This window comes from Pseudomonas sp. GL_091, from assembly GCF_057837725.1.
In genome coordinates this window covers 2,295,153-2,320,005 of record NZ_CM174451.1, presented here as the reverse complement: position 1 = coordinate 2,320,005, position 24,853 = coordinate 2,295,153, and the positions used below count along the sequence as shown (strand labels likewise).

The 24,853-nt window shown below is 56.8% G+C and carries 22 protein-coding genes and 3 pseudogenes; 16 read left to right on the top strand and 9 right to left on the bottom strand.

Going from position 1 to position 24,853, the window contains the following annotated elements; genetic code table 11:
- Positions 1-948 precede the first annotated feature (948 nt).
- Positions 949-1,254, top strand: coding sequence for a winged helix-turn-helix domain-containing protein (locus AC3ITY_RS10635; protein WP_489308905.1), 306 nt, complete (start codon positions 949-951; stop codon positions 1,252-1,254).
- 340 nt (positions 1,255-1,594) lie between these two features.
- Here AC3ITY_RS10635 and AC3ITY_RS10630 read toward each other — a convergent pair.
- A pseudogene (locus AC3ITY_RS10630) lies at positions 1,595-1,723 on the bottom strand (cell wall hydrolase); the annotation flags it as partial.
- 335 nt (positions 1,724-2,058) lie between these two features.
- Here AC3ITY_RS10630 and AC3ITY_RS10625 point away from each other — a divergent pair.
- From AC3ITY_RS10625 to AC3ITY_RS10610, 4 genes and pseudogenes are all read left to right on the top strand, one after another.
- Positions 2,059-2,301 (top strand): hypothetical protein, encoded by a 243-nt coding sequence (locus tag AC3ITY_RS10625; RefSeq protein WP_489308903.1) that lies wholly within the window; start codon positions 2,059-2,061, stop codon positions 2,299-2,301.
- Between the two features lie 382 nt (positions 2,302-2,683).
- Positions 2,684-2,932 (top strand): annotated as a pseudogene (locus AC3ITY_RS10620) (MAPEG family protein); the annotation flags it as partial.
- Positions 2,933-3,075: 143 nt separating this feature from the next.
- Positions 3,076-3,351 carry a hypothetical protein gene (locus tag AC3ITY_RS10615; protein WP_489308901.1) on the top strand — a complete coding sequence of 92 codons (276 nt, stop codon included), beginning with the start codon at positions 3,076-3,078 and terminating at the stop codon, positions 3,349-3,351.
- Between the two features lie 88 nt (positions 3,352-3,439).
- Complete coding sequence (locus tag AC3ITY_RS10610) at positions 3,440-3,568, top strand: hypothetical protein (protein ID WP_489311069.1); 129 nt, start codon at positions 3,440-3,442, stop codon at positions 3,566-3,568.
- 150 nt (positions 3,569-3,718) lie between these two features.
- Here AC3ITY_RS10610 and AC3ITY_RS10605 read toward each other — a convergent pair whose 3' ends face one another.
- Genes AC3ITY_RS10605 through AC3ITY_RS10595 form a run of 3 tightly spaced genes read right to left on the bottom strand, consistent with a single transcriptional unit; the run spans position 3,719 to position 6,536 of the window.
- On the bottom strand, positions 3,719-4,516 hold the full coding sequence (locus AC3ITY_RS10605) for a phosphate/phosphite/phosphonate ABC transporter substrate-binding protein (RefSeq protein WP_489308899.1): 798 nt from the start codon (positions 4,514-4,516) through the stop codon (positions 3,719-3,721).
- On the bottom strand, positions 4,509-5,468 hold the full coding sequence (locus AC3ITY_RS10600; protein ID WP_489308897.1) for a fatty acid desaturase: 960 nt from the start codon (positions 5,466-5,468) through the stop codon (positions 4,509-4,511). Before AC3ITY_RS10600 ends, AC3ITY_RS10605 begins: the two co-directional genes overlap by 8 nt.
- Before the next feature lie 36 nt (positions 5,469-5,504).
- Positions 5,505-6,536 (bottom strand): ABC transporter substrate-binding protein, encoded by a 1,032-nt coding sequence (locus AC3ITY_RS10595; protein WP_489308895.1) that lies wholly within the window; start codon positions 6,534-6,536, stop codon positions 5,505-5,507.
- 390 nt (positions 6,537-6,926) lie between these two features.
- Between AC3ITY_RS10595 and AC3ITY_RS10590 the strand changes: the two genes are divergently transcribed.
- Positions 6,927-7,868 (top strand): LysR substrate-binding domain-containing protein, encoded by a 942-nt coding sequence (locus AC3ITY_RS10590; protein WP_489308893.1) that lies wholly within the window; start codon positions 6,927-6,929, stop codon positions 7,866-7,868.
- 86 nt (positions 7,869-7,954) lie between these two features.
- Here AC3ITY_RS10590 and AC3ITY_RS10585 read toward each other — a convergent pair.
- Positions 7,955-8,668 (bottom strand): annotated as a pseudogene (locus tag AC3ITY_RS10585) (transposase); the annotation flags it as partial.
- A gap of 249 nt (positions 8,669-8,917) precedes the next feature.
- Positions 8,918-9,760 (bottom strand): LysR substrate-binding domain-containing protein, encoded by an 843-nt coding sequence (locus tag AC3ITY_RS10580; protein ID WP_489308891.1) that lies wholly within the window; start codon positions 9,758-9,760, stop codon positions 8,918-8,920.
- Positions 9,761-10,165: 405 nt separating this feature from the next.
- On the opposite strand from AC3ITY_RS10580, the gene AC3ITY_RS10575 reads away from it, so the two are divergent.
- The 3 genes from AC3ITY_RS10575 to AC3ITY_RS10565 all read left to right on the top strand — a co-directional run bounded on the left by AC3ITY_RS10575 (position 10,166) and on the right by AC3ITY_RS10565 (position 13,191).
- Positions 10,166-11,854 carry a choline dehydrogenase gene (locus tag AC3ITY_RS10575; protein ID WP_489308889.1) on the top strand — a complete coding sequence of 563 codons (1,689 nt, stop codon included), beginning with the start codon at positions 10,166-10,168 and terminating at the stop codon, positions 11,852-11,854.
- On the top strand, positions 11,851-12,120 hold the full coding sequence (locus tag AC3ITY_RS10570; RefSeq protein ID WP_489308887.1) for a cupin domain-containing protein: 270 nt from the start codon (positions 11,851-11,853) through the stop codon (positions 12,118-12,120). Before AC3ITY_RS10575 ends, AC3ITY_RS10570 begins: the two co-directional genes overlap by 4 nt.
- A gap of 165 nt (positions 12,121-12,285) precedes the next feature.
- Complete coding sequence (locus AC3ITY_RS10565; RefSeq protein ID WP_489308885.1) at positions 12,286-13,191, top strand: glycine betaine ABC transporter substrate-binding protein; 906 nt, start codon at positions 12,286-12,288, stop codon at positions 13,189-13,191.
- A gap of 488 nt (positions 13,192-13,679) precedes the next feature.
- Here the strand turns inward: AC3ITY_RS10565 and AC3ITY_RS10560 are convergent, their stop codons facing one another.
- Genes AC3ITY_RS10560 through AC3ITY_RS10550 form a run of 3 tightly spaced genes read right to left on the bottom strand, consistent with a single transcriptional unit; the run spans position 13,680 to position 16,227 of the window.
- Positions 13,680-14,441, bottom strand: a complete 762-nt coding sequence (locus AC3ITY_RS10560; protein ID WP_489308883.1) for a PAS domain-containing protein — start codon at positions 14,439-14,441, stop codon at positions 13,680-13,682.
- Positions 14,442-15,113: a response regulator gene (locus tag AC3ITY_RS10555; RefSeq protein WP_489308881.1), complete on the bottom strand. Its 672-nt coding sequence runs from the start codon at positions 15,111-15,113 to the stop codon at positions 14,442-14,444.
- Positions 15,085-16,227, bottom strand: coding sequence for an ATP-binding protein (locus AC3ITY_RS10550; RefSeq protein WP_489308879.1), 1,143 nt, complete (start codon positions 16,225-16,227; stop codon positions 15,085-15,087). Before AC3ITY_RS10550 ends, AC3ITY_RS10555 begins: the two co-directional genes overlap by 29 nt.
- A 223-nt stretch (positions 16,228-16,450) precedes the next feature.
- Between AC3ITY_RS10550 and AC3ITY_RS10545 the strand changes: the two genes are divergently transcribed.
- The 7 genes from AC3ITY_RS10545 to AC3ITY_RS10515 are packed head-to-tail and all read left to right on the top strand — an operon-like array spanning position 16,451 to position 24,750.
- Positions 16,451-16,963 (top strand): dimethylamine monooxygenase subunit DmmA family protein, encoded by a 513-nt coding sequence (locus AC3ITY_RS10545; protein ID WP_489308877.1) that lies wholly within the window; start codon positions 16,451-16,453, stop codon positions 16,961-16,963.
- The gene (locus tag AC3ITY_RS10540) at positions 16,960-17,889 is read left to right on the top strand and encodes a PDR/VanB family oxidoreductase (RefSeq protein WP_489308875.1); all 930 of its coding nucleotides are present in this window, start codon (positions 16,960-16,962) and stop codon (positions 17,887-17,889) included. The genes AC3ITY_RS10545 and AC3ITY_RS10540 overlap by 4 nt, the downstream gene beginning before the upstream one ends.
- A 9-nt stretch (positions 17,890-17,898) precedes the next feature.
- A complete protein-coding gene (locus AC3ITY_RS10535) occupies positions 17,899-18,915 on the top strand; it encodes a heme-dependent oxidative N-demethylase family protein (RefSeq protein WP_489308873.1) in 1,017 nt (338 codons plus the stop codon).
- Between the two features lie 34 nt (positions 18,916-18,949).
- Positions 18,950-20,080 carry an aminomethyl transferase family protein gene (locus AC3ITY_RS10530; RefSeq protein ID WP_489308871.1) on the top strand — a complete coding sequence of 377 codons (1,131 nt, stop codon included), beginning with the start codon at positions 18,950-18,952 and terminating at the stop codon, positions 20,078-20,080.
- Positions 20,081-20,111: 31 nt separating this feature from the next.
- Positions 20,112-20,978 carry a formyltetrahydrofolate deformylase gene (gene purU, locus AC3ITY_RS10525; RefSeq protein ID WP_489308869.1) on the top strand — a complete coding sequence of 289 codons (867 nt, stop codon included), beginning with the start codon at positions 20,112-20,114 and terminating at the stop codon, positions 20,976-20,978.
- 46 nt (positions 20,979-21,024) lie between these two features.
- The gene (locus AC3ITY_RS10520; protein ID WP_489308867.1) at positions 21,025-22,392 is read left to right on the top strand and encodes a trimethylamine monooxygenase; all 1,368 of its coding nucleotides are present in this window, start codon (positions 21,025-21,027) and stop codon (positions 22,390-22,392) included.
- 15 nt (positions 22,393-22,407) lie between these two features.
- Positions 22,408-24,750 carry a trimethylamine N-oxide demethylase gene (locus AC3ITY_RS10515; RefSeq protein ID WP_489308865.1) on the top strand — a complete coding sequence of 781 codons (2,343 nt, stop codon included), beginning with the start codon at positions 22,408-22,410 and terminating at the stop codon, positions 24,748-24,750.
- The last annotated feature ends 103 nt before the right edge of the window (positions 24,751-24,853 follow it).

The window sequence follows — 24,853 nt, the reverse complement described above, 5'->3', positions numbered from 1 at the left end:
CGTTAGTTAGGCATTGCCAAAACATCGAGGTCGGGGCCACCTAATGCCTTATACAAGCCTTCAATACCTCCCCCATAAAATCTCTTGCTCAAAAAGCATAGAGAACGAATTCAAAATAGCCTTTAGCAGCGAAGAATCTAAAAGGGCTAAAGGCATTGTCTATTTTTTCCTGTCAGAAAAACCAATACCTAGAGTTTCGGGCGAATCTCGAATACTTCACATTGGAAAAACAAGTACATCTTTACACTCAAGGTACTACCGACACTCACGGGCATTATCCTCAAACAAAAACGGTGCTTTTTACAGCCACATCATTGAGAAATATGGACCGATAACATTCGGATATTTCTTCTCAGAAGACCCAAGAATAGATGAGCATAAATACTTTAGTGAGTACTACGAAAGGCATCTTGAACATCCACCAAAATCAAAGGTTGGTTAAACTGCCTAACAAACGGTTCAAATCGCTCGCTTCGCTCACTGGGGGCGCGATTATCAATGTCTGCAAAGGATCGATTGCTGCCTGCCGCAAAGGGCAACACCCCATAGCTGACGCTCAGGATTCCGCACTCTCAAACCCAGCCGCAAATTCGCACACCACTGACGAAAATCGGTACGCCTAGAGAGGGGCATGACTACTACGCAAAAACTGACTTAAGCAACGTTATGTGCCATTCCAGATCAATGGTAATGCATTGTCATGAAATGAGAAGGCACTGTCGTCAAATGAAAGGTTGGCAGTTTCACCGCCTATAAACTCCTTCTCGTGGGCTGCTCGGCAAGCCCAGCTATTCGGCGCGGCGGTTCGCAACTCCGGCCGTGTGACCTACAGTGCTAAAGAGAACAACAAGATGTGCGTCGAACTTGCTCGGCTCAACTCAGACAGTCAGCAATCGGATCCTGCCCTTCCCTAACAGACAACTACATTGAGAGCGAACCAGCCGCAATATGCCAAAGTTACAAACCTGGACGTTCAACAAACCCCAACGTCTGCTTTCTAACAACCTAACGACTATCAATTTAACTCGCATGGAATGCTTAGTGCTTGAGTTATTAACAAGCAGCGAGGAGCGTGTTATCAGCAACGAGGAAATCCTTATGAAGTTAAATAAAGACCCTTATAGTTACAAAGGACTGCTCATGTGCCTCAGTAGGCTGCAAACGAAATTCAAGAAGCTCACTAAAGGAGACAACCTCCTCCGTTCAGTAAGAAATCGTGGTTACTGCCTTACCCAAGCAATAAATCCTGAATGAGTTTTAAGTCTCTGGTTCATGGCTGAGACCTCTTTCACGAAGCAATGGCACGCGATAAAGGCGATCAGTCATTCATCGCCGTCGCCGGTGATAGCGCCAATTCTTTGAGCTCGCGCCAGTCCCTCCCTAGTAACTCAGCTTGGGCTGCAGGATCACCCGTGCCAGCATCACCAGAATACCCGGCGCTGCAATCGCACCGCCAGCCTGAACGCTGGACATCCTCAAAGCATCTTTCCAATTACTGATCAGTTGCATATTTTGTTGCCTCGGGTGTTGGGAAAGGTTCAGGCCAGCGCCTTCAGCGCGACCTGGTAAAACGCAAATTTCAGTGCCGCGGGGTTCACGGCACATCCTTGAAGAAGACGTGATGACCGAGCCTCAGCGTCTCCTTGGCGCCATTCACCCAGGTAGGTGGCTTCGGCAGGGTGGTCGCGTAGTAATGGGTCGCCCCACCGGTGGTATCCGGTACCTTGAGGTGCATAGAAGTCGGAACACTTAAGGGAATTAACCGCATTAGACGTACGGCATGAAGCACAACCGTGCCGGGCTTTTCGTATCTGCCTCGTCACACCTTTGTCACACTTACCCAGCACAATGCAGTCAGCCAAAGGGATTTGGCCCATCTACAGAGAGCCCGGCCAATGTGCCGGGCTTTTTCGTATCTGCGACATGCTTTTCACGAAACGCTCACAGAATGGAGCGCAGATTGAACGGACAAAAGGATTTGACCCCGTACAGAAAGCCCGCCACTGAGCGGGCTTTTTGTTGCCTGCTACGCTTTTCGTAGACACAGGAAAAGCGGCCATGCCCCTACCAGACGATCCTACCCCCGCCCTACTCAGCCGACTCAATCAGAACATCATGGCCCTGGGTTGTGCCATTGAAGAGATAGGTATTTGGATCGACCAACGCGGCTCCACGGAAGTGTCAGATCGTATCAACGAGCATCTAGAGGTGCTGAAAGAAAGCAGTGATGCCATTGCCGAACTGTTGGTTGACCTTATAGCCAGGTGGAAGCCTGAAAAAGAGATTGATCCTGAAGACTGACGCTCGCTCGAAAAATCGAAGCCCGCCAACCGCGGACGCTCTGTTGCCATGCCCCCTTCCCCTGCCCGCTTGCGAGTCACACAGCTAGCTACCCGGGATTCCAGACAGCTCCTGATGCAGAACCGTTTTGCGTCTATTCTGATTGCACGAAATAGCACTCCGGTTTCGTACCGCATTACTTCGTTGATGAATGGGTGTAACAGATATGACCAGCCCGACTGCTATCGCTCTGGCTGGCTTTATTGGGTGGACATTGGCTCTGCTGATTCTCATGGAGCTCTTACGTGGCGGGCTTGCTGTCCTAAAGCGAATTCCCACAAACGAGTTCAAACCAGATAACTCCAATCTCTCACCCTTCATGCAACGCTAGGCGCGAGCACATGCTAATTGTGTCGAAGGTTTACCCCTGTTCGGCGGCCTACTTCTATTGGCCCTTGCCACCGACCAGACGTCAATTACCGATTCACTTGCTTTTCCCTTGCTTGCTGCTCGCGTCGCGCAATCTTCCCTGCACCTATACTCCCTGAGCATCCCAGTAGTGAATGTTCGCTTTGAATGTTTTGCCATTCAGCTAGCTATCGCCGTCTATTGGTTGGTTCAGCTAGTGACAGGGTGGACCGGCGGACAGTAAAAGCTCATCCAGCATGATCTGGGGGAAGGGACTCGTGCATCAGCGATAGCTGAGCATGACCCAGCGGAGCTGCTCCCCGCCCCGGGCCTTGGCGCATGAAAACTTCATATGAGAAGAGTCTTCACATATGCAGGGCTGCCAGAATGGAACCAATTGTTGATGCCGTGGTGTACGTTATATCCCCATCGGGCAGCGGCTACGCCGAGCTAGCCACCCTTCTCTCTGCTATTGCCGCTTTTGCATCGGTCATAGTCGCTTGCGTAGCCGTGCGACTCAGTCACAAGCAAATAAAGATGTTCGAACAACACAACAGACTAATGGCAACCCCGCACCTTTCAGCTTGGAACCGTACAGACAAAAAACTTAAAGCCTATTTCTTTACACTTGAAAACAATGGGCTTGGCCCTGCAATCGCGTGAGAGATAAAGCTCTGGGTTCACGAGAGTCCAATAACGTCCATCAAACGCCGACGTTTTTGTGGGGGTAAAAGTAGGGAGAATCCATTTCATGGCAAAAATCACCATCAAAGAACTAGAGTCGCTGACCGCCAATGATGCCAGCCGCATCCTCAGGGAGGATGGCAATCCAGCCAGTCGAATCTCAATCCGTAAGGACGGTGTGTCGGTCAGCAAATAGCGCAAAATGATAATAAGCTACATGCATACCTGATGGACATACCGACGTATTTACCAATACAGCATACCAGTGATAACTGCCTGGCAATCACTAAAACAGCCCAGTCACCCAACTGGGCTATTTAGTTTCGTTTACTGAAAACAAGTCAAATCAGGCGAGTGTTGAATACCCTAGCTCATTTGCCCTCTGCTGGTAGTCAAGTACCAGTTGGTAATCCTCAACACTGGACCTGACAAAGCCTTTTAGAGCCAGAGTTTGAGATAACAGCGGCGCCTCTTTCAGGCACGTATTGAAAGCACCAATAATAGACAAACACATTTCGTTCGTTGTCGTAATAGCTCCGATCAGCGGTAATGCTGGGCTACTTGCAGTGGCTTCGAGAATACGTACTCCTCGAAGGCGACTTGGCTCATGAAGTTGCAAATATCCAAAAGTTACGACATCGATGCAAGCCAGATCTGCTGCCCCCTGAGCTACCATGTTCAGACTGAGAACATGGGCACCGCTAAGCAATACTTCACGGAAAAACCTTCCATCTCGACTAAACTGAGCGACTTTGTGGCGGAACAAATTCATACCACTATTGGAGTCATACCCGTTCAGAGCTGCAACACTACCATGAAACTCAGACAGCGATTGTCGAGGGTCGTCTTCGCGGACTATTAGCCAACTGCAATGTAGATTACCCTGGCAGCCCGGCAAGTCATAACAAGGCGTTGCGATCAGTTGAACTTTTCCTTTGAGGCTATGCATCAGCGGGTAGCCACAGGTCTGTGCGAACAAGAGTTGGGGATTTAACCATTGTTGCATCAAGTCGACCGGTTGCGAGGATTGCAATTCTCGCCCTAAACGAGCCAATACCAGTTCTGTTAAGCGAGCGCTGGCTTCAGCAACTAGTCCTGGCTCGGTGTACATCGACAATCCGGCAACCACCGAAACATTACTCATGACGGCCTCCAACCACAAATGGATGCTGTGGTTCGTCAATTGGGGTGACGCCATAACGATTCAGCAACGGCACATACCCGCCGAAGACAAAATCACCACTACGCCGGCGATAGGCTCGCCGATTAGCTCGATACACTCGCGGCAATAAGTACCACGGTAACCCTGGCAGATCATGATGAACCAAATGCAGATTATTATTGAGAAACAGCAGGCGAAACGGCCAGGATGCTTCGTTGATCACGCAGCGTTGCGCCGGTTCTAACGCCGGCCGATGTTCATGGAACGAACGCAACATGCTCAATGATAGCGCCGGATAAGCGACCGCCAGCATGTACAACCAAGCGGGAATACCACAATAGTATTGCAATGCCCCCAATAGGAACCCGCAAAGCGCCAGATGCGGCCCCCATCGTTTCCATGCCTCGGTCTCACCTCGCAGCAAGCGAGGTACCTTGCGCATTGCCAATTCTACAATTACCCGCAAAGGCCCTAGTATTAGACGTACCAACAAGGTCTTTTCAGCCCGCAACATCAGACGTCGTAAAACACCGGCCTCCTGCCATTGTTGGTGAGTGACATAACGGCTTTCGGGGTCGACGCCCGGCACTGTCAAGCTGTCTTCTTCGTGATGCTTGAGATGGCTATCGCGGTACAACGCGAAGGGGAACCAGATAGCCAAGGGAGGAGTGCCAATCAGCGCATTAATCATGGGCCAGCGAGTTGGGTGACCGTGAATCAATTCGTGCTGCAATGACATGTAAAGACCGCCCACCAAAGCCAACAATGGCAGCGTCACTAATGCGCCAAGTCGCTCATACTGGAGGACCAACAGCAGCCAACTGCCATACACTATTCCAATCAATAACCAAGTCGGCCATTCGCCTCGCGCGACCCCGGATTTGTGTAGTTTGGAAACGAAGCGCTTCTGTCGAGCACTGAGGTAATGATTCATTAAAATTTCTCCGTTCAATTCGCATGCATCTTCCCTTCAAAGCAAAGACTCATCGATACGCTTGGCGACTTCTGCGGGCACCCACTGGGCCCAAATTTCACGATGTTCACGTAAGAACTTCGCTCTGACTTGCTCCACCCTCATACGACCGACACTCATTTCGGCAAGAATCTGGTTGAACACAGACAAGGGCAATTGGACCTTCTCAAACAAGCTGATTAATTGAGGAGATTGCTCGTGCAGAGATCGAGATACGCCGATAGTTAGTTTGGTCGGCAATGAACTTCCGCCGATGGGATGTTCATTGTTCTGGTCCGACAAGGTTGCCCAAGAAGCCTCACTGAAAGGGGGTTCTTCAAGCTTGATCAACTTGAAACGTCCCATCAGCGGAGTCGGTGACCAGTAGTAAAACAGTACCGGTTGGCGCTGACGCATAGCGGAACTGATCGCGGTATCAAGCGCCGCACCGGTGCCTGTACGGAAGTTGGTAAAACTATCCTGCAGCGCATAAGCTTTGAGCTTCTGGCTGTTAACCAGCTCGCAGGTCCAACCACTTGGGCAATTGAGAAATCGCCCCTTGGACGGCTCCTCGGGATCGCTGAACAATGTCTTATAACGCGGCAGATCGGCTACAGACTTGAGTTCCGGCGCCATCGGCTCGATGCCGTGTTCGGGGTCGCCCTTTACGACGTATTCCGGCACCCACCACCCCTCGGTAGCTCCCTGAACAGTCTCTCCGACAGCAAATACTTCACCGGTTTTTTCTGCCTCTCGCCAGATCGGGCTGCGACCTGCCCATTGTTCGGCCGAAACCTGAATGTCGTTGTGGCGCAGGGCATTTTCCATGGTAATGGTATTGCCAGGCAAAGCATCGGTCTGACAGCCATAACCCTTTTCCAATACGTAACGCAGCACCTCAGTAGTGAACATTCCGCTTTCCCAATTTAAGCCAGCGAATATCACCGGCTTTGGATAGGGACAGTTAACGCCATTGGCAGCGAAAGATATCCGGCTTGTCAGAGCGACCAACAACACTAGGCTGGCGAAGGCAATACGAGCTATAGACATGTAGTACTCCTGCATGAAATACGATGAATTCTGAATGAGCCGTATGTGCGAATTTGCACTTCAGCTACTCGTCTGCTGTGGATTGGAGCCATACATGCACACTTGTACATACATGACCAGGTTTCTTGATCAGCAAAAACAGGGCAGGTTTTCGGCACGTGCCTTATAAATAACTAAAATGACGTTTTAGATGGTTATTTTTGCAAAAACCAAACCCAGCGACCTTTCTTGGGGCGACGGGAGGAAAGTTGCACCAAGTTGGCGATTTCTCCGCGCACAGCATCATTTGAAATCAGCTATCGCTTACAGAGTTAATTATTTACCCCGATGCATATACAGGCACGAACAGATTAAACTCTATAAATACTGGAGTAAATACGGTAAATTCTCATGCAATCCATGCTTTCAGATCATGTATTAGTCAGCCCTAACTTCAGCCGTCGCTTGCCACCCTTGCATGCGTTGGAAGTGTTCGCCGCGGCAGCTCGCTGCGGCACGTTCAGTCGTGCCGCCAAGGAGCTTTTCGTCACTCAGAGCGCCATCAGCCGCCAGGTTCAACAGTTGGAGGAATACCTGGGGGTAACACTCTTCATTCGCCATAAGACCGGCCTTCGTCTGTCTCCTGAAGCTAAAGCATTGCTGCCAGTGGTTGATGACGCTTTCGCGCGACTGATCAACATGTGCAACAGCCTGCGCAACGCAGGCCAGGTACTGACCTTACGCATGCCTCCCACCCTGGCGACGCGCTGGTTTCTACCGTTGCTACCGGGACTACGCACCGTGATGCCAGATATGGACGTACGAGTAACCACCTACGACGCCTGGGAGCCACGCTTCGAAGACAGTGACATTGATGCTGCGATCATTCAGGGGCGGGGTGACTGGAAGGATGTCGAAGTCATTCCTCTGATGCAGGAGCGGTTAACGCCAGTCTGCTCACCAGAACTGGCGAAGCTCCTGACCGAACCTGCCGATCTGAGGCATCTGCCCCTATTGCATTGTATTCCGGTACAGGGCTGGAGCCGATGGCTGGAGGCGGCCGAAGTGGATGGAATAGCTGCTCACCGAGGACAATCATTCGACACCCTGGAGCTCGCTTTATCTGCGGCGACCCGCGGACAAGGCGTCGCCCTGGGGGATTTGAATCTGGTGCGCGAAAGTCTGAACGACGGTGTGCTTGTTGCACCGTTCGATATCGAACTCAACGAAGGTATCTCTTACTATCTGATTTATCCGACTCAATGCGCCCAACTACCGAAAGTTCGTGTGCTACGCGAGTGGCTTCAAGCAGCCACAATAGGTACCTGTTCACCTTTCCCTCCTAAGCCCTGAGCATAACCAGGCAGCACCGCAGGGTGCTGCCCGGCTACAACCACTTTTCCAATCTGCCTGTCGAGCAACCCGACGGCGATTCCTGTAGTTGATCTGTCATCCACAATGACGCCGTGCTCCGTATCGATCAGATAAGTCGTGGAGTAAGCGTAGAACGCTGGGCCGCCTGGAGCTGCAGTCCAGCGGGCTTTAGGATCAGTCAGCGATAGGCGCTTCGGTAGCGTTTCGGCCAGAGCCTCTTCATCGAGTGCCTCAAGGTACTCACGCACGGTGCGGGTGCTGAGGGACGGATCGCTCCAGTTGACCTGTTCATCACCCGGCACGCCACGCTGCCGACTCGCATCCGCTTTGATGATGCTGGCGTCCACGGCGAAGCCTTCGCCTTTGACCAGACCTGCGTCCATGCACCGACGCAGCACTTCATTAAACAACCAGCGAAACAGATCGCTGTCCCGAAAGCGGCCGTGTCGATTTTTGGAAAACGTCGAGTGACTGGGTACTTCATCTTCGAGGCTCAACCGGCAAAACCAGCGATACGCCAGGTTCAAATGGGCCTCTTCGCACAACCGCCGTTCTGAGCGAATACCGTAGCAATAGCCCACGATCAGCATGCGGATCATCAGTTCAGGATCAATCGACGGACGCCCAATCGGGCTATAGAAATCGGCGAGGTAATGGCGTAGCTCGTTCAGATCGAGACACTGATCAATGCTGCGCAGAAGGTGATTGGCTGGGATGTGATCTTCAAAGTTGAATAAGTAAAACAGCCGCTCCTGGCCACTCGATAACTGTCCCATCATGCTGCGTACTTCCCTGCTGGCCAATGCAGAGATTTTGCCGCAGGCCAGACAGGGGAGCTGCTTTTTCAACACAATCGGCCAGAAGCAGACAGCCAACTGATAGATATTTCCATCCTATGCCAATTGCCCCTGCGACGGTGCCCTTTACCTGAATTGAGGATAACGAACGGTGAGTTCAGCCGCAGCTCAGGTCTAGGTTTGGATGCCTTCATGGCGTTCTTGCTGATTGGTCTGATACTCGGGCCCGATTTAACCAACATGCGGAACTACATGCTTGCGCAGCTCCTGTGCGAAGTACTGAACAGCCGGATTACTCTGATTTTTCCCCATTCTGAGTTCAATGGTGACGTTCCCGAGAGGGGGTAATCCAGCTACAACAGCATCCAGTATCTGCCAACTCGGCTGAATCAATGGTAACGAGGTCGCTGCAACCGCCAGCCCACTCTCAACAGCGAGCTGAACACCGGTTACGCCAGTACATTCGAAAGCTATCTCGTATTCTCTCTGGCAACTGCTCAGCGCCGTCAGGATCTGGCGGCGATACCCACAACCGTGCGGGTACAGCGCCAGAGGTAACGTTTCGTCTGGTGACAGATGGTAGGACTCTCCAGCCACCCATTGAAGCTTATCGCTTCGAAGTATCTCGCCATTTCCGTCGCCATTTCTTTGCGTGACCAGGGCCAAATCCAAATCACCACCTTCGAGGCCAGTGAATAGATTTTGGCTGATGTCGTTGCGTATTTTGAGCCGTACGTTCGGGTAGCGCCTGGTGAAATGCTGGAGAACTGGTGGAAGGAATGCGCTCGCATAGTCATCGGGGATACCAAACCGTACGGTGCCCGACACTTCCTCTTCGATGAACAGCGCCATGGCTTCATTACTTAAGGCCAGCATCTTATTAGCGTATTGCAGGAGAAGCTCGCCATCCCGTGTCAGCTCAGCGGTCTGGTGCCCACGATCAATCAGCCTTTTACCAACCAGTTCCTCCAGCTTTTTCAGCTGGATGCTAATCGCTGCCTGTGTCTTGTGCAGTCGCAAGGCAGCGACCGAAAGGCTTTTGCACTCAACGATTACCTTGAAAGCATGAAGCAATGTCAGATCCAGGTGTCTCACCCTGCCTCCCACAAACAGTTGTACTGCCGTCGATAGAATGCCCCGGATGCTACGCGCACAGGGCGGCTAGCTCAATCAGGAACGGCCAACGGATACGCTTCACCCATGTAAAGCAGACTATTCAATGCATTACGAGCGTATGTATTTCCGTGGAAATAACCTCTGCCTTAATAATTTCGAGTTCCGTATAACGATTTTTTAAGCCGCACTTAATTTTTATTAAATTTCCACACAAATTGTAGTTGGGTAATCTGCTCCCAAACCCCAATCAACTCTTTTAATAAAAAAACCATTCAGCGCCGGGGTTGCTCGACTGACATGCTGCGTGGCCCGCAACCTGCCCCTGATGAAGCACGCCTGCTCGATTGTGCTGGAGAACCCCGAATGAATGCCGAATTTGACTATGTAATAGCAGGTGCTGGATCTGCTGGATGTGTGCAAGCACGCCGACTTTCTGATGCGGGGTTTAAAGTACTGCTATTAGAGGTCGGCCCGTCCGACAAATCGTGGATCATTCGCATGCCAGCTGGGCTGCGCTCGGCGTTCAAACCTACCTCGCAATACAACTGGTGGTACTACACCGAAGAACAGCGCCAACTGAATAACCGCCGCATTCAGCAACCGCGGGGGCGCCTTTTGGGCGGTTCGTCCTCGATCAACGGCATGACCTGGCTACGCGGGCACCCCTTGGATTACGACCGTTGGGAAGCTGAGGGCGCCACGGGGTGGAGTTGGGCCGACTGCGCACCGTATTTCAAGAAAATTGAGTCCAGCGTTATCGACAGTCGATACCGTGGCCATGACGGTCCGATTCGCGCCCAGCGTCAGGAAAAGCTCAGCCCACTCAATGCAGCATTCCTCGAAGCAGGCCAGCAGGCGGGCTTCGCACTGACAGACGATGTCAATGGCTATCGGCAGGAAGGCGTCTCACGCTTCGAAATGAGCGTGCGAGACGGTGTTCGCAACAGCTCAGCCTACGGCTACTTGCACACTATGGGTGAACACCCTGATCTGACAATCTGGCTGGGTTGTGAAGTCCAGAAAATTATTCTGGACGGCAAGCGAGCCGTCGGTTTTCGAGTTCTCCGTAAAGGCAAGATGATCGACGTTCGTGCGCGAAAAGAATCCATTGTTAGCTGTGGGGTTTTCGGCTCCCCACAACTGTTGATGTTGTCGGGAATCGGTCCAGCTGCGCACCTGAGAGAGCACGGCATAGCCTGTCAGGTTGATCTACCCGGGGTGGGTGAGAATTTGCAGGATCATCTTGAATGCCACATCCAGATCGAGACCAAGGAACCGGTATCACTTAACCGAGAGTTGCAACCCCATCGTATGCTGTGGGCAGGCATGCAGTGGTTCGGATTCAAAAAGGGTGTCGCTTCGGTTAACCAGTGCCATGTCGGGGCGTTCCTGAACAGTTCACCGACTACCCCGCACGCAGATATCCAGTTTCACTTCTTCCCAGTGTTCTTCGACAAAAACTGGATTCCTGTCTCCACAACCTACGGCTATCGGATCGGCGTCGGCCCAATGCGTCCAACCAGTCGCGGCAACATTCGTCTGCGTAGCGCAAAGGTATCTGATCCGCTGCGCATCGATCCGAATTACATGGCAACCGAGGAAGACTGGCGAGTCATGCGCGAGTCCATGCGCCTTGGCCTTGAATTCGCTGCTCAGCCAGCATTCAAGCGTTACAACTACCGCGAAGATACCCCCGGTACTCACATCCGTGGCGGCAAAGCCATGGACGAGTTTATTCGCGAAGACGCTGCTAGTGCGTATCACCCCTGCGGTACTTGCAAGATGGGTAGCTCCGACGACTCGACAGCGGTAGTGGACAGCCAGTTGCGAGTACTTGGCGTGGAAAACCTGCGGGTCATCGACGCCTCAGTATTCCCGTCCGTGCCCAGCGCGAACATCAACGCGGCGACGATCATGCTTTCAGAGAAGGCCAGCGACATTCTGTTGGGCAAACAGCCGCTGACGCCTGACTCACTGCCTTTTCATAGCCAGCTCTCTGTTCCCAAGGCCAGCAAAGATGTCGGCCTGATGTCCTCAGGAAAAACAACATGACAAAGATCATCCAGCGCCAGGCTACAGCAAAAGAAAAGCAGCAATCCCAGCAATGGGAGCTATGGGAGAGCGGCGACACTGATCGCTTCGAATACGACTACGACCGGGACGTTCAGTTTGTAGTGCAAAGTGGCGAGGCAGTGATTCATAGCCCAACCAATCCACCAGTCTCGGTTGGTCCCGGTAATCACCTAACCATTCGAAAAGGTGTTGAGGGCCGTTGGTCTATCAGCTCTCCGATCACCAACCGTTACCAGTACATCTGAACATCATAAAGGACCAGAAAGAAGCACATAAACGAATGCAACTACTTGGTTGCGACCACAACGCTCGCCTCGAAGAACCCACTCCAGAAGTGACTCACAACAATTCGAGGCAGCACCCAATCATCTATCTGCCAAACCAATAACTCATAACATTGGAGATGCCCGATGATCACCCGAATGTCCTTCGCACAAAAAGCTGGCTGCTGGATGGCCAGCGTCACACTGCTCACTCTTGCGAGCATTGCTCATGCAGACGAAACCAAGCCTATCACCATCGGTTGGGTGAATTGGGCCGATGCGGAAATTACCACCAAGCTGGCCACTACGATCCTGCAAGATCAGCTCAAGCAACCCGTCAAACTGGTGATGGCCGATATTGGTATTCAGTTCCAGGCAATGTCTGCTGGAAAAGTCGACATGATTCCGATGGCTTGGCTCACCTACAGCCATAAGCCTTTCTGGGACAAGTACGGAGACAAGCTGGAAGACCTGGGCGTGCTTTATGAAGGGCGCCTCGGCCTAGCTGTTCCTACGAGCATTCCGGAGAGCGAGCTGTCCAGCATTGAGGATTTGAACAAGCCGGAAGTGAGAGAAAAACTGGGCGGCAAGATTCTGACTTCCGAAGTGGGTAACGGACAGTACAAAACGGCTACCCGCGCTATCGCTGACTACAAACTTGACGGCTATAAACTGGTGGCCTCTTCCGAAACTGGCATGCTCAACGAATTTGACCGTGTCACCAAGCGAGGCCAATGGGCGTTGCTCAATGCCTGGAGCCCGCACTGGATGTTCTCGACCTGGTCTCTGCGCTACCTGGACGACCCTAAAGAGGTCTACGGAAAAGCCGAGCAGATCCACGCCGTGGCCCGCAAAGGATTCACTCAGGACTTCCCTCAGGTGGCCTACTTCTTCGCACATTTCAGTATTCCGATGAAGGATCTGGAAAACATGATGAAACAGGCTCGCGAGTCGTCGGCTGACAAAGTGGTCGCTCAGTACTACGCCGACCACAAAGATACCTATCAGGCCATTCTCAAATCGGCGCCTGCTGTAGCGTCAGCCCAGCAGTAAGCCAGGCCAATCTCACGGGCCGTCCACAGGACGAGGTGCGGCCCGCATCCAACAGAATCAATGCCGTAGCCTGCCAACCTCTGCACAGGACACAGATACACGCGCCCGTGTGCTCGTGGCGCCGCGTTAGGAAACAGCAATGAATAACTCATGTGTATCAATTGAAGATGTCCCGCTTAATGAATTTCACCGCAAGCCAACTATTCGATCTGCGGGAGGTTCGTTCGTAGACGGATACCTGCTGAGCGATTTAGCCAATCTGTTGCATCGACCGGTTGAATCCACAGTCGTTTTCAGTCCTTCGCGACAGGCAAAAAGCGGCCAGAAGCTGGCATTCGGATAAACATCGCTCTTTCGCTAATTGCAGATAGTAATAAATCGCGCCAAGCCTAAGTGGGGATCAAGCCTTGGACGCACTGCGGTTGGTAAGTCCATCCAGACTGTTTGCCAAACCCAGAGCCAGATTGACGACACACCATTGCAACGGTTCAGCGCCCCAGATTCTGGCCAGTGCTGCGCTCGAAAATCGCCCCCTCGATACCCAGCACTTCACGCGTGTCGGCATAGATCCCGACGCCCTTTTCCCAGACGTGCTTGATCGACTGATCGGCGCAGCGAATCCGGTAATTGAGTTCGAACGGCTTCTGCCGCGACAGGGCATATTGCACCTCACGCCAGACGTAATCGGCATCCTGGGCCAGGATCAGGCTGTTGTAGGTGAACTCATGGTTGTCCACCAGCCGCTCCGGTGGATACCCGGTCAGTTGCAGGCAACCGGCACTGACGAACTCCATGGTCCAGTCGCGGTTGTTGCGGCCGCGATAGATCAGCCCCGGCATGCTGTCCAGCAGGCTCATGCTGCTGCGCTGACTGGCCTGCAAAGCGATCTCGCGGCGTTTGTGCGCAGTAATGTCCCCGGCCACCAGATAGAACCCCTGATGTCCGCGTTTCAGGCTGACCTCGAACCAACGCAGTTCCCCCGAAGGGTGAACAAAGCGCAGTCGCTGGCTGAAAGAGCTCTCGGGGCGCCGACGCAGTTCATGCAGGGCCTGGCGCCACAACGAACGGTCTTCATGGTGCACATAATCGATGAGATTACGTTCCGTACCCGGCAGATCCATCAGCTCGACCCAGGCCAGGTTGACGTGGGCGATCTGACCGTTATCCCGCAGTTCAAGCAACGCCGCAGGAAAACGATCCATCAGGTGCAAGGGTGGTGTCTGCACAAATGCCTCTGGCCGTTCCATCATCTAATGAAGCTCCTCGTGTCTCACAGAAGCGCCGTTGTGCACCCACGCCGCGAGCTCCAGGCGCGAGTGCAGGCTGAGCTTCTGCAAGAGATTCCTCACATAGATTTTGACCGTGCCATCGCTGATCCCCAGTTCCCGGCCGATCTGTTTATTGCTCATGCCGGCGGCGATCAGGGCCAGGGTCTGCCCCTCGCGCTCAGTCAGGTTGCCGGTGTCGAGCGGATTCGAATCGTGCGCAGGTCGGTGCGCCGACTCGCCCTGATCGGCAAGCAGGGCAATCAGCGTTGAATCCAAAACAATCGCGCCCTTGTTGCAATTGCGCATGTAGGCCAGCAACGCATCGGGCTCGGTTTCCTTGAGTACATAACCACTGGCCCCCAGGCGCAGGGCTGTCAGCAGCTCAGCGCGATCCATCGACGCGGTCAGCACCACCACCTGGCAGTCGAGACGCAGCTGCCGCAATTCATCGAGTACCTGCAAACCGCTCAAACCAGGCATGTGCAAGTCCAGCAAGACCTGCTGCGGCGCCAGGCTCATGGCCAGGTTGATCCCTTCGCGACCACTGGCGGCCTGCCCTACCACTTCGAAGTCGTCACTGGCTCCGAACAGCTGCGCCAGGCCCTTGCGAAACAACGGGTGATCATCAATCAGTAATAAGGTCGTGCAGTTCATCGAGACTCCCTTGTGGCAGGTCCAGGTTGGGGGAAAGGCCCAGGTGTACGCGCACTCCGTGGGGGCGGATCGTTTCAATGGACAGGCGAGCGTCAATGCTGGCGGCGCGCTCGCGGATAATCGCCAGGCCGAAGTGGTTTTCCTCGCACGACGCCGGGCTCAGGCCGATACCGTCGTCCTCCACCGAGATCGACGCATCGCCTTCCTGGTTTTGCCGCAATTCGATGCGCACGTGTCGCGCATGAGAGTGACGTACAGCATTGGTCAGGGCCTCGCGAATGATCTGCAGAACCTGCAATTCGGTTTCCGGGTTCAAGGCATCGTCGGCCAGGCGATTGTCCAGTTCGAAGACGATGATGCAGCGTCGCGAAAACTCCGCCACGGAATCGGCCAAGGCCTGACGCAATGAGCGCCCGTCCATCGTCAGACGGGCGCTGGTGATCAGCTCACGTACCTGCCGTTGCAGCTGGCTCAAGCCGCCGCGCAGCTCTTGCAACACGGCAACCGCCTGCTCCGGCTTAGTCATGTGCGACTGCAGCAAACGCGCCTGAAACGATAGATAACCCAACTGCTGAGCTACCGAGTCGTGCAGTTCACGAGCCAGGGCACCGTGTTGGGACGTGGCCTGCTTACGCTGTTGCTCACGCGTGTGGCAGAGCAGGCTCACACTGACGCCGACGGCCTGCGCCGCCTCCTCCAGCATCTGGCGCCAGCTCACGCCGACCGGTCGTGGGGTATCGAGCAACAGCGCCCCTTTGTTGGAGTCATCGCATTGCGGCAAGACACACAGCAAGCGATGCACGCCACGTTGCCGGCAAGGGCCACAGGCCTGAGCCGAATCAGTCAGTGATAAAACACGCCAGGGGCAGCGCTCAATATTCTGACAACCCTCGATCAACCCGCGCCGAGCAGGCCCAGGGTCTACGCCGTCAAGGATCAGCGTCAGTTTGCAGGTCGGCAACAGTGCTTCGAAACGGTCCAGAAAACCCGGCATGGCACCGTCAGCGTGCACCTGACTCAAGGGCAACCCGGCCAGCAGTTTGCGCACGCTGCGCGCCTGTTCGGGACGCACACGCCCCAACCAGAGCGGCCACCACTGCACTCGTGTTCGCACTATCGATCACTCCCCGTCCGGTTGCTCAGCCCTGAGCAAAGACCAGCAACTTCCATGCCCCGAACAGGCGTTGCGCAAGACTTATCTCCAAAGACATAGCCCTTTTTCCGGATTGAGAAGATTTTCCCCATAGGAAAGTATCTTCCCCAACAGGAAACAAACTCCCAGTCCAACGCCACCTTTCTCGCCCTTCGACAGGCGCGGATCAGCCAGGAAAGCCCACATGACGGATAGACACAGCGCCGCCCCGGACCGACTTCACAGCCTCCCGCGCTATCGCCAGCCGCTGCCTCGTGAAAGCGTCACCCGGCACATCGTGGTCATGCAATCGGCGGCCGCCTGCTCGCCCGTTGTCGGGGAACTGGAACAGCCCTTGGTGCTGAATGGCGAGAGCGCCGACTTTTCCCGGCGCCTGCATCAGGTGCTGGTCAGCGCCACCGTCGGCAGCCATCTCTACATCATGGGCGACGAGGCCTTTATCTGGCGCATCCACGGCGAGGCCCGCAGCGCCGGACTGGAAAATGACGAGATCGACATCACCCGCACGATTGCCGGTGCGCGCCTGGTGTATTGCGTGCACTGCGGCCTGACTCAGGCCGCCGGGCCGGAGCCGCTGCTGACCTGCATCGGTTGCGACGTAGGGCTGGAAGTCCGCGAACACTTTTCCCGCCGCCTGGGGGCGTACCTCGGCGTCTGCACCAACCCCGACCAGCCTTATGCCGGAGTCCGGTCATGAGCGCCGCAATCGAAGTGCGGGTCAGCGCGGCGAGAATGCTTACCCCAGTAGTGCGCGAATTCACCCTGCAGGCGTGCACCCGGCCCCTGCCGGCTTTCTCCCCCGGCAGTCATGTGCAGGTTCACCTGCCACTGGCCGAGGGCAAGCTGCGCAATGCCTATTCACTCACCAGCGACCCGGCGGACAGCCAGCATTACCGCATCGCCGTACGCCTGCAGGAGACCTCCCGCGGCGGCTCGCACTACCTGCATCGGCAGGTGCAGGTCGGGGACACGCTGCAGATTTCGCCACCGGCCAATCTGTTCGCCCTGCACTCGACCGCCAGCCTGCACATCCTGATCGCCGGAGGCATCGGCATCACGCCGTTCATGGCCTACATCGCGGCCCTGGAACAACGCAAGGCCCACTTCGAATTGCACTACCTCTGTCGTCCGGGCCTGAGCGATGCCTATGTCGAGGCGTTGCAACAGCGACTGGGATCGCGTCTGCACACCTACGCCAGCCGCCCGGACCTGAGCCGGATCCTGCGTGATCGACCGCTGGGCAGCCACCTTTACACCTGCGGCCCGCAACCGCTGCTCGACGCGGTTCGGCAACAGGCCAAGGCACTCGGCTGGCCGCCCGGCCGGGTGCACTGGGAAGCCTTCAATGCCGCACAACCGGGTCAACCCTTCGATCTGGAACTGCTGCGCAGCGGTCGGCGCCTGCGGGTCGGCACCGAACAAAGCCTGCTCGAAGCCCTGGAATCCGCTGGGCTGCAGATCCCCAACCTGTGCCGCGGCGGGGTCTGCGGCCAGTGCATGACCCGCCACGTGGGCGGCGACATCGAACACCGCGACAGTTTTCTGAGCCCCGCCGAGCAGGCCGACTTTCTCATGCCCTGTGTCTCTCGCGGCTGCGGCCCTTGCGTTTCGCTGGATCTTTAGGAGTCGACCATGCCCATTCAATCAAGCCCCGTGCAGAGCTATCGAGACGATTTCAGCTTTCGCAACAGCCCCGCCGCCATCCGTCGTTTTCCCTTCCCCTTCACCGAGGACAGCTACCTGTATTCGGTGAACATCGAACCGGCGACCTCCCGGGATCCCGGCTCGATTTACCAGCACGGGTTCGACATCGACGAACACTACCGCTCGGAAATGGCCGAACGCGCCCTGGTGCTGGACAAGGATCCGCGCCGCTACCTGGTGCTGCCGCACATGCATGTGGCGGCCTGGGATGCGCTGCAGATGCTCATGGAGCACCTGGCCGCGGATTATCCGCAGTGGTTCTCGCTGGTGCGTGAAGGTGATCACTGGCATTGGCGCAACACGCTGCTGGAGATCGATCAGCGCTTTGTGTTCGGCGATGCCACGAGCCTGCCCTGCGAGCCGCTGGAGTTCATCGGCCGGCAGGTCCAGGGTGATTTTGCCTTGCTCGATCAGCGTGACGACGACCTGTTCATGGATGCCGGCATCGTCACCAGCCCGGCCGACTGGTCCCTGGCCTTCGACGCCGGCATGAGTTTCAAACAGTGGCATTCGCCGGTGCCCATGGCCCACCAGATGGGCATCTTCGACCGCGCGCTGAAATACCTGCTCAACCTGCAAGTGGGGCAGCCGGTGCGACGTCTGAACTGGACGCTGACCATCAACCCGCGCCTGGACTCCTCCCCCGAGACTTTCCATGAATGGGGCGCCGACCGCGGCCGCATCACCGCCGAAAACGTCGGGCAACAGGTGCACCTGCGGGTCGAGCTGCAAGTGATGGTGCGCCTGCCCCGCAGCAACGCGGTGATGTTCAGCATCCGCACCTACCTGATCAGCATGCAGGAGCTGGTCACCCAACCCGGCTGGGGCTGCCGACTGCACCGTGTGCTGCGCGACCTGCCCGAGCCGATCGCCGACTACAAGGGCATGAGCCGCTACCGACAGACCCTGGTCGAGTGGCTGAGCCGCTTCGACCTGCAAGCCTGAACCCTGACCCACTTTCACCGACAAGGATCTTCACATGGCGCATTCATGGCGTATTTCTGCACTGGCCGAACGGCACCGCGCACTCGGCTCGAACCTCGAAGACTGGAACGGCATGGGCACTGCCTGGACCTACGACAGCGACCTGGCCGATCACCATCAGGCGATCCGCACCCGTGCCGGGCTGATGGACGTGTCCGGGCTGAAAAAAGTCCATTACGTCGGCCCCCACGCCGAGAGCCTGCTGCAATGGGCGACCACCCGCGACATCGCCAAGCTCTACCCCGGCAAGTCGGTATACGCCTCGATGCTCGATGAGGACGGCAAGTTCGTCGATGACTGCATCGTCTACCGCACCGGACCCAACGCGTTCATGGTGGTGCACGGTGCCGGCAGCGGGCACGAAATGCTGGTGCGCTCATCCCAGGGCCGGCAAGTGGCGGTGCTGTTCGATGACGACCTGCACGACCTGTCGCTGCAAGGGCCGCTGGCGGTGGACTTTCTCACCGAGCACGTTCCCGGGATCCGTCAGCTGCCTTACTTCCATCACCTGCAAACCCGCCTGTTCGATCGCCCCGTGATGATCTCCCGCACCGGCTATACCGGCGAACGCGGCTACGAGATTTTCTGCAAGGCCGCCGATGCCCCGGCGCTGTGGGACACGATCCTCGAACAGGGCGCGGGCCTGGGCATCATCCCTTGCGCCTTTACCGCCCTGGACTGGTTGCGGGTGGAAAGTTCGCTGATGTTTTTCCCCTACGACAACTCGCAGATGTACCCCTTCGTCGATCAGAAGGCTGGCGACACCCTGTGGGAAATGGGCCTGGATTTCACCGTCTCCCCGGACAAACGCGAATTCCGTGGCGCCGAAGAGCACTTTCGGTTGCGCGGTCAGGAGCGTTTCAAGATCACCGGCGTGTTGCTCGAAGGCGTCCGCGCCGCCCAGGCCGGCGACACCTTGTGGCAAGGCAACCAGCAAGTCGGGGTGATCACCTGCGGCATGTATTCGCGCCTGAGCAAACGCTCCATGGCCATCGCCCGCATGAGCGTCGCCTGCTCGAATCCAGGCATTGCCCTGCAGGTGCGCGGTAGTCAGGAAGGCGCCGCCGTGACCCACGCCCTGCCCTTCGACGACCCGGAAAAAACCAAGCGCACGGCCAAGGGCTGAGCCTCCAACCGCTTTATCCAAGGGACCTTCAATGGACACTTCCAACGAACATTACATTCTCAAGATCAATTGCCCGGCAGCGTCCGGCATCGTGGCCGCGATCACCACCTGTCTGGCCGGCCAGCAGTGCTACATCAGCGAGCTGGCGCAATTCGACGACGAGTTCACCGGGCAGTTTTTCATGCGCGCGGTGTTCCGCTTCAACACCGGCGTGAGCGGCGATATCGGTGCCCTGCGCGAGGGTCTGGGCGACCTTGCCAGCGGCTTCGACATGCAGTGGCAGCTGTTCTGCAGCAGTCAGCCGACTCGGGTGCTGCTGATGGTCAGCAAGTTCGACCACTGCCTGACTGACCTGCTGTACCGACACCGCAAAGGCGAGATGGACATGCACGTCACCGCAGTGGTCTCCAACCACCTGGACCTGCGAGCCATGGCCGAACGCGAGGGCATCCGTTTCATCTACCTGCCGATCACCAAGGACAGCAAGGCCAGCCAGGAAGCCGAGTTGATGCGCATCATCGAGGACACTCAGACCGATCTGGTGGTGCTCGCGCGCTACATGCAGATTCTGTCCGACGGCCTGTGCCAGCAGCTGTCCGGCCGGGCCATCAACATCCATCACTCGTTCCTGCCCGGTTTCAAGGGCGCCAAGCCCTATCACCAGGCCTACGACCGTGGCGTGAAGCTGATCGGCGCCACCGCCCACTACGTCACCTCGGACCTCGACGAGGGGCCGATCATCGAGCAGGAAATCCAGCGGGTCGACCATACGCATCTGCCCGATTCGCTGGTTGCCATCGGCCGCGACACCGAAACCGTCGCCCTTTCCAAAGCCCTGAAATACCACCTGGAACACCGGGTATTCATCAACCAGGACAAGACGGTGATTTTTCGCTGAGCGCCGCTGCTGTTTTTATCCGATGAATTCATAACGAGGCACGATCATGACCTTACGCGTGGCAATCATCGGCGCCGGCCCTTGCGGCATGGCGCAACTTAGAGCCTTCCAGTCGGCCCGCGACCAAGGCGTCGAGATTCCGGAGCTGGTCTGCTATGAAAAACAGCAAGACTGGGGTGGCATGTGGAATTACACCTGGCGCACCGGCCTGGACGAGAACGGCGAACCCGTGCATGGCAGCATGTACCGCTACCTGTGGTCGAACGGCCCGAAGGAATGCCTGGAGTTCGCCGACTATACCTTCGAAGAACATTTTGGCCGCCCCATCGGCTCCTACCCACCACGGGAAGTGCTGTGGGACTACATCAAGGGTCGCGTCGAAAAAGCCGGGGTGCGCGACTACATCCGCTTCAACAATGTGGTGCGCCAGGTCACCTTTGACCAAGAGACTCGCCGCTTCACGGTGGTCGCCCACGACCACGGCAGCGATACCCAGACCTCGGAAGAGTTCGACTATGTGATCAACGCCTGCGGGCACTTTTCGACGCCGAAGATGCCGTACTTCCCCGGATTCGAGCAGTTCGGCGGGCGCATCCTGCACGCCCATGATTTCCGCGAGGCGCTGGAGTTCAAGGGCAAGGATCTGCTGATCGTCGGCAGCAGCTATTCCGCCGAAGACATCGGTTCACAGTGCTACAAGTACGGCGCCCGCAGCATCACCAGCTGCTACCGCACCGCGCCCATGGGCTATGACTGGCCCGCAAACTGGGAAGAAAAACCGCTGTTGCAGCGCCTGGAAAAAAACCGCGCGTACTTTATCGACGGCACCCACAAGCACATCGATGCGGTGATCCTGTGCACCGGCTACAAACATCACTTCCCCTTCCTGCCGGACGAACTGTGCCTCAAGACCGACAACCGGCTATGGCCGATGAACCTGTACAAGGGCATTTTCTGGGAGCCCAACCCGCAACTGATCTACCTCGGCATGCAGGACCAGTGGTACTCGTTCAACATGTTCGACGCCCAGGCCTGGTACGCCCGCGACGTGATCCTGCAACGCATCGCCCTACCCGACCAGGCACAACGGGCCGCCGATAGTCAGCAATGGCATGCCCGTGAACAGCAGCTTGAAACCAACCAGCAGATGTTCGAATACCAGGGCGCCTATATCCAGCAACTGGTGGACGCCACCGACTACCCGAACTTCGATATCGCCGCGGTCAACGACACCTTCCTGCACTGGAAGCACGACAAGGCCCACAACATCATGGGTTACCGCGACAAGTCCTACCGATCGCTGATGACCGGCACCCAGTCGCCCCCCCACCACACGCCTTGGCTGCATGCCCTTGACGACTCCATGGCGGCGTACCTCGCTGAACCGCCGATGTCCGTCAAGTCGATCGGTTGACCCGGGAGCCTCACCATGAACGCACCTCGTGTTTCCCGCCCGCGGGAGCCCGGACTCTTTGCCCAGGCCCCGGCCCTGGAGCGCTATCGGGTGGCCGCCGGCGGCCTGACCCTTGTCGCTCTGCAGCCCGGCGACAGCCTGCAAGTGATCGACCTCGAAGGCCGGCAACCTTGCGAATTGCTGGCCGTGGATATGCTCGGTCGTAGCGCCCTGGCGGCCTGGGCGCTGAGCGGTTCGACGGCCTGCGGGTTCATCGGCGCACGGCTCGCCGAACCGACCTTGCAGTCGCGTAGCATTGGTCAGGCGCTGATCCGACGCGCGATTGATCCACAACACCTGCCCAGCGCCGCCTCACTCTGGGACGAGGACAGCCCTGCCGACTTCAGCCGCCGCTTCGTCGCCAGCGATGAGCTACTGGTGATCGTCGCGGCACCCGCCGGGCCAACGGCCGTCGACCGCCAGGATCGGCCCAGCGAGCTGCGGCTGCTGGTGACACGGGCCAATCCCTCGCAGCTGTTGCTGCCACACCTGCCCGAGCCTCTGGGTGAACTGCTGGATGAGTTCACCATCGGCGCCGGCACCGCCCACAGTTACACCGTTGGCAAAGGTCAGTATGTGCAGGTGCTGGATGTCGCCGGTCGCCAGTGCTCGGACTTCGTCGCTCTGGATCGACGGGCGCTGGATCGCGGTCTGGAGCTGGATCTTGATCAGACCGTAACCCGCACCCTGAACGGCAGCACCTATCCGGCACCGGGACTGTTCTCAAAGTTTTTCGACCGGCAGATGCAACCGATGCTGGAGGTGGTGCGTGACACCGTCGGCCGCCACGACTCCTTCGCCCTGGCCTGCGCCGCGCGCTACTACGAAAGCCATGGGTATTTTGGGCACGACAACTGCAGCGACAACCTCAGCCGAGTGCTCGCGTCCCATGGGGTCAAGGCCCGCAATGGCTGGCCGGCGATCAATTTCTTTTTCAATACCGGGATCGACGCACACCAGCAGATGACCCTCGACGAACCCTGGTCGCGTCCCGGCGACTACGTGCTGCTGCGGGCCATGACCGACCTGGTGTGCGGCAGTACTTCGTGCCCGGATGACATCGACCCGGCCAATGGCTGGAACCCAACCGATATCCATGTCCGCATCTACAGCGAAAAGGAGCGTTTTTCCATCGCCATGAGCACTCGAACCACGGCCGATGCCGACCCGATCCTTACCCGTGAGTCCGCGTTCCACTCACGCACCAGCCGCTTGACCGGCAGCTTCGTCGACTACCGCAACTGGTGGCTGCCGCTGCGCTATGACGGCTATGGCGCGATCGAGGAATACCTCGGATGCCGCGAGCGAGTGGCGGTGATGGACCTGACCGCCCTGCGCAAATTCGAAATCATCGGCCCCGACGCCGAAGCCTTGTTGCAGTACTGCCTGACCCGCGATGTGCGGCGCCTGGCGGTAGGCCAAGTGGTGTACTCGGCGATGTGCCACGAACACGGCGGCATGCTCGACGACGGTACCCTGCTGCGCCTGGGCCCGGACAATTTCCGCTGGATCTGCGGCGAAGACTACGCCGGGGTGTGGTTGCGCGAGCAGGCGAAAAAACTCGGCATGAAGGTCTGGATCAAATCCGCCAGCGAGCAGATCCATAACCTGGCGGTGCAAGGCCCGATGAGCCGCGAGCTGCTCAAGCAGATGGTCTGGACAGCCCCCACCCAACCGAGCCTGGAAACCCTCGGTTGGTTCCGCTTCCTCGTAGGCCGCCTGGACGGTTACGACGGCTGCCCGCTGATGATCTCGCGCACCGGCTACACAGGTGAGCTGGGTTACGAAGTGTGGTGCCACCCGGACGATGCCGAGAAGGTTTGGGACCGAATCTGGTCGCTCGGCCAGCCCTTGGGCCTGGTGCCGCTGGGCCTGGAAGCCCTGGACATGCTGCGTATCGAAGCCGGGCTGATTTTTGCAGGCTACGAGTTCAGCGACCAGACCGATCCGTTCGAGGCCGGTATCGGCTTCTCGGTGCCGCTGAAAAGTAAAACCGATGACTTCATCGGTCGCGACGCCCTGTTGCGGCGAAGCACCCATCCCGCCCACAAGCTGGTGGGCCTGCAATTGAGTGGCAACGAGGGCGCTCACCACGGCGACCCGGTGTACCGCGGCCGGGCCCAGGTAGGCGTAGTCACCAGTGCCTGCCGCTCACCGCTGCTGGGCAGCAATATCGCGCTGTGCCGGGTCGACGTGGCTTGCGCCGACGTTGGCACAGCGTTGGAGATCGGCAAAGTCGATGGCCTGCAGAAGCGCATCAGCGCCACGGTCACCGCCGCGATTTTCTACGACCCGGACAAGAGCCGGGTACGTAGTTGATCAACCTTTTGACTGCCCATACACACCTGTAGGAGCGAGCCAGCTCGCGATGAACGTCAACGATAACGCGGGTTGCCTGACTGTCCGCGGTGCCTGGATGTCC

Coding starts and splice junctions, on each gene's coding strand:
- AC3ITY_RS10635 (WP_489308905.1), top strand. CDS start 949: ATGCCAAAGTTACAAACCTGGACGTTCAACAAACCCCAACGTCTGCTT.
- purU (WP_489308869.1), top strand. CDS start 20,112: ATGGACACTTCCAACGAACATTACATTCTCAAGATCAATTGCCCGGCA.
- AC3ITY_RS10575 (WP_489308889.1), top strand. CDS start 10,166: ATGAATGCCGAATTTGACTATGTAATAGCAGGTGCTGGATCTGCTGGA.
- AC3ITY_RS10590 (WP_489308893.1), top strand. CDS start 6,927: ATGCAATCCATGCTTTCAGATCATGTATTAGTCAGCCCTAACTTCAGC.
- AC3ITY_RS10610 (WP_489311069.1), top strand. CDS start 3,440: ATGGCAAAAATCACCATCAAAGAACTAGAGTCGCTGACCGCCAATGAT.
- AC3ITY_RS10515 (WP_489308865.1), top strand. CDS start 22,408: ATGAACGCACCTCGTGTTTCCCGCCCGCGGGAGCCCGGACTCTTTGCC.
- AC3ITY_RS10540 (WP_489308875.1), top strand. CDS start 16,960: ATGAGCGCCGCAATCGAAGTGCGGGTCAGCGCGGCGAGAATGCTTACC.
- AC3ITY_RS10530 (WP_489308871.1), top strand. CDS start 18,950: ATGGCGCATTCATGGCGTATTTCTGCACTGGCCGAACGGCACCGCGCA.
- AC3ITY_RS10545 (WP_489308877.1), top strand. CDS start 16,451: ATGACGGATAGACACAGCGCCGCCCCGGACCGACTTCACAGCCTCCCG.
- AC3ITY_RS10565 (WP_489308885.1), top strand. CDS start 12,286: ATGATCACCCGAATGTCCTTCGCACAAAAAGCTGGCTGCTGGATGGCC.
- AC3ITY_RS10520 (WP_489308867.1), top strand. CDS start 21,025: ATGACCTTACGCGTGGCAATCATCGGCGCCGGCCCTTGCGGCATGGCG.
- AC3ITY_RS10595 (WP_489308895.1), bottom strand. CDS start 6,536: ATGTCTATAGCTCGTATTGCCTTCGCCAGCCTAGTGTTGTTGGTCGCT.
- AC3ITY_RS10615 (WP_489308901.1), top strand. CDS start 3,076: ATGGAACCAATTGTTGATGCCGTGGTGTACGTTATATCCCCATCGGGC.
- AC3ITY_RS10535 (WP_489308873.1), top strand. CDS start 17,899: ATGCCCATTCAATCAAGCCCCGTGCAGAGCTATCGAGACGATTTCAGC.
- AC3ITY_RS10570 (WP_489308887.1), top strand. CDS start 11,851: ATGACAAAGATCATCCAGCGCCAGGCTACAGCAAAAGAAAAGCAGCAA.
- AC3ITY_RS10555 (WP_489308881.1), bottom strand. CDS start 15,113: ATGAACTGCACGACCTTATTACTGATTGATGATCACCCGTTGTTTCGC.
- AC3ITY_RS10625 (WP_489308903.1), top strand. CDS start 2,059: ATGCCCCTACCAGACGATCCTACCCCCGCCCTACTCAGCCGACTCAAT.
- AC3ITY_RS10560 (WP_489308883.1), bottom strand. CDS start 14,441: ATGATGGAACGGCCAGAGGCATTTGTGCAGACACCACCCTTGCACCTG.
- AC3ITY_RS10600 (WP_489308897.1), bottom strand. CDS start 5,468: ATGAATCATTACCTCAGTGCTCGACAGAAGCGCTTCGTTTCCAAACTA.
- AC3ITY_RS10605 (WP_489308899.1), bottom strand. CDS start 4,516: ATGAGTAATGTTTCGGTGGTTGCCGGATTGTCGATGTACACCGAGCCA.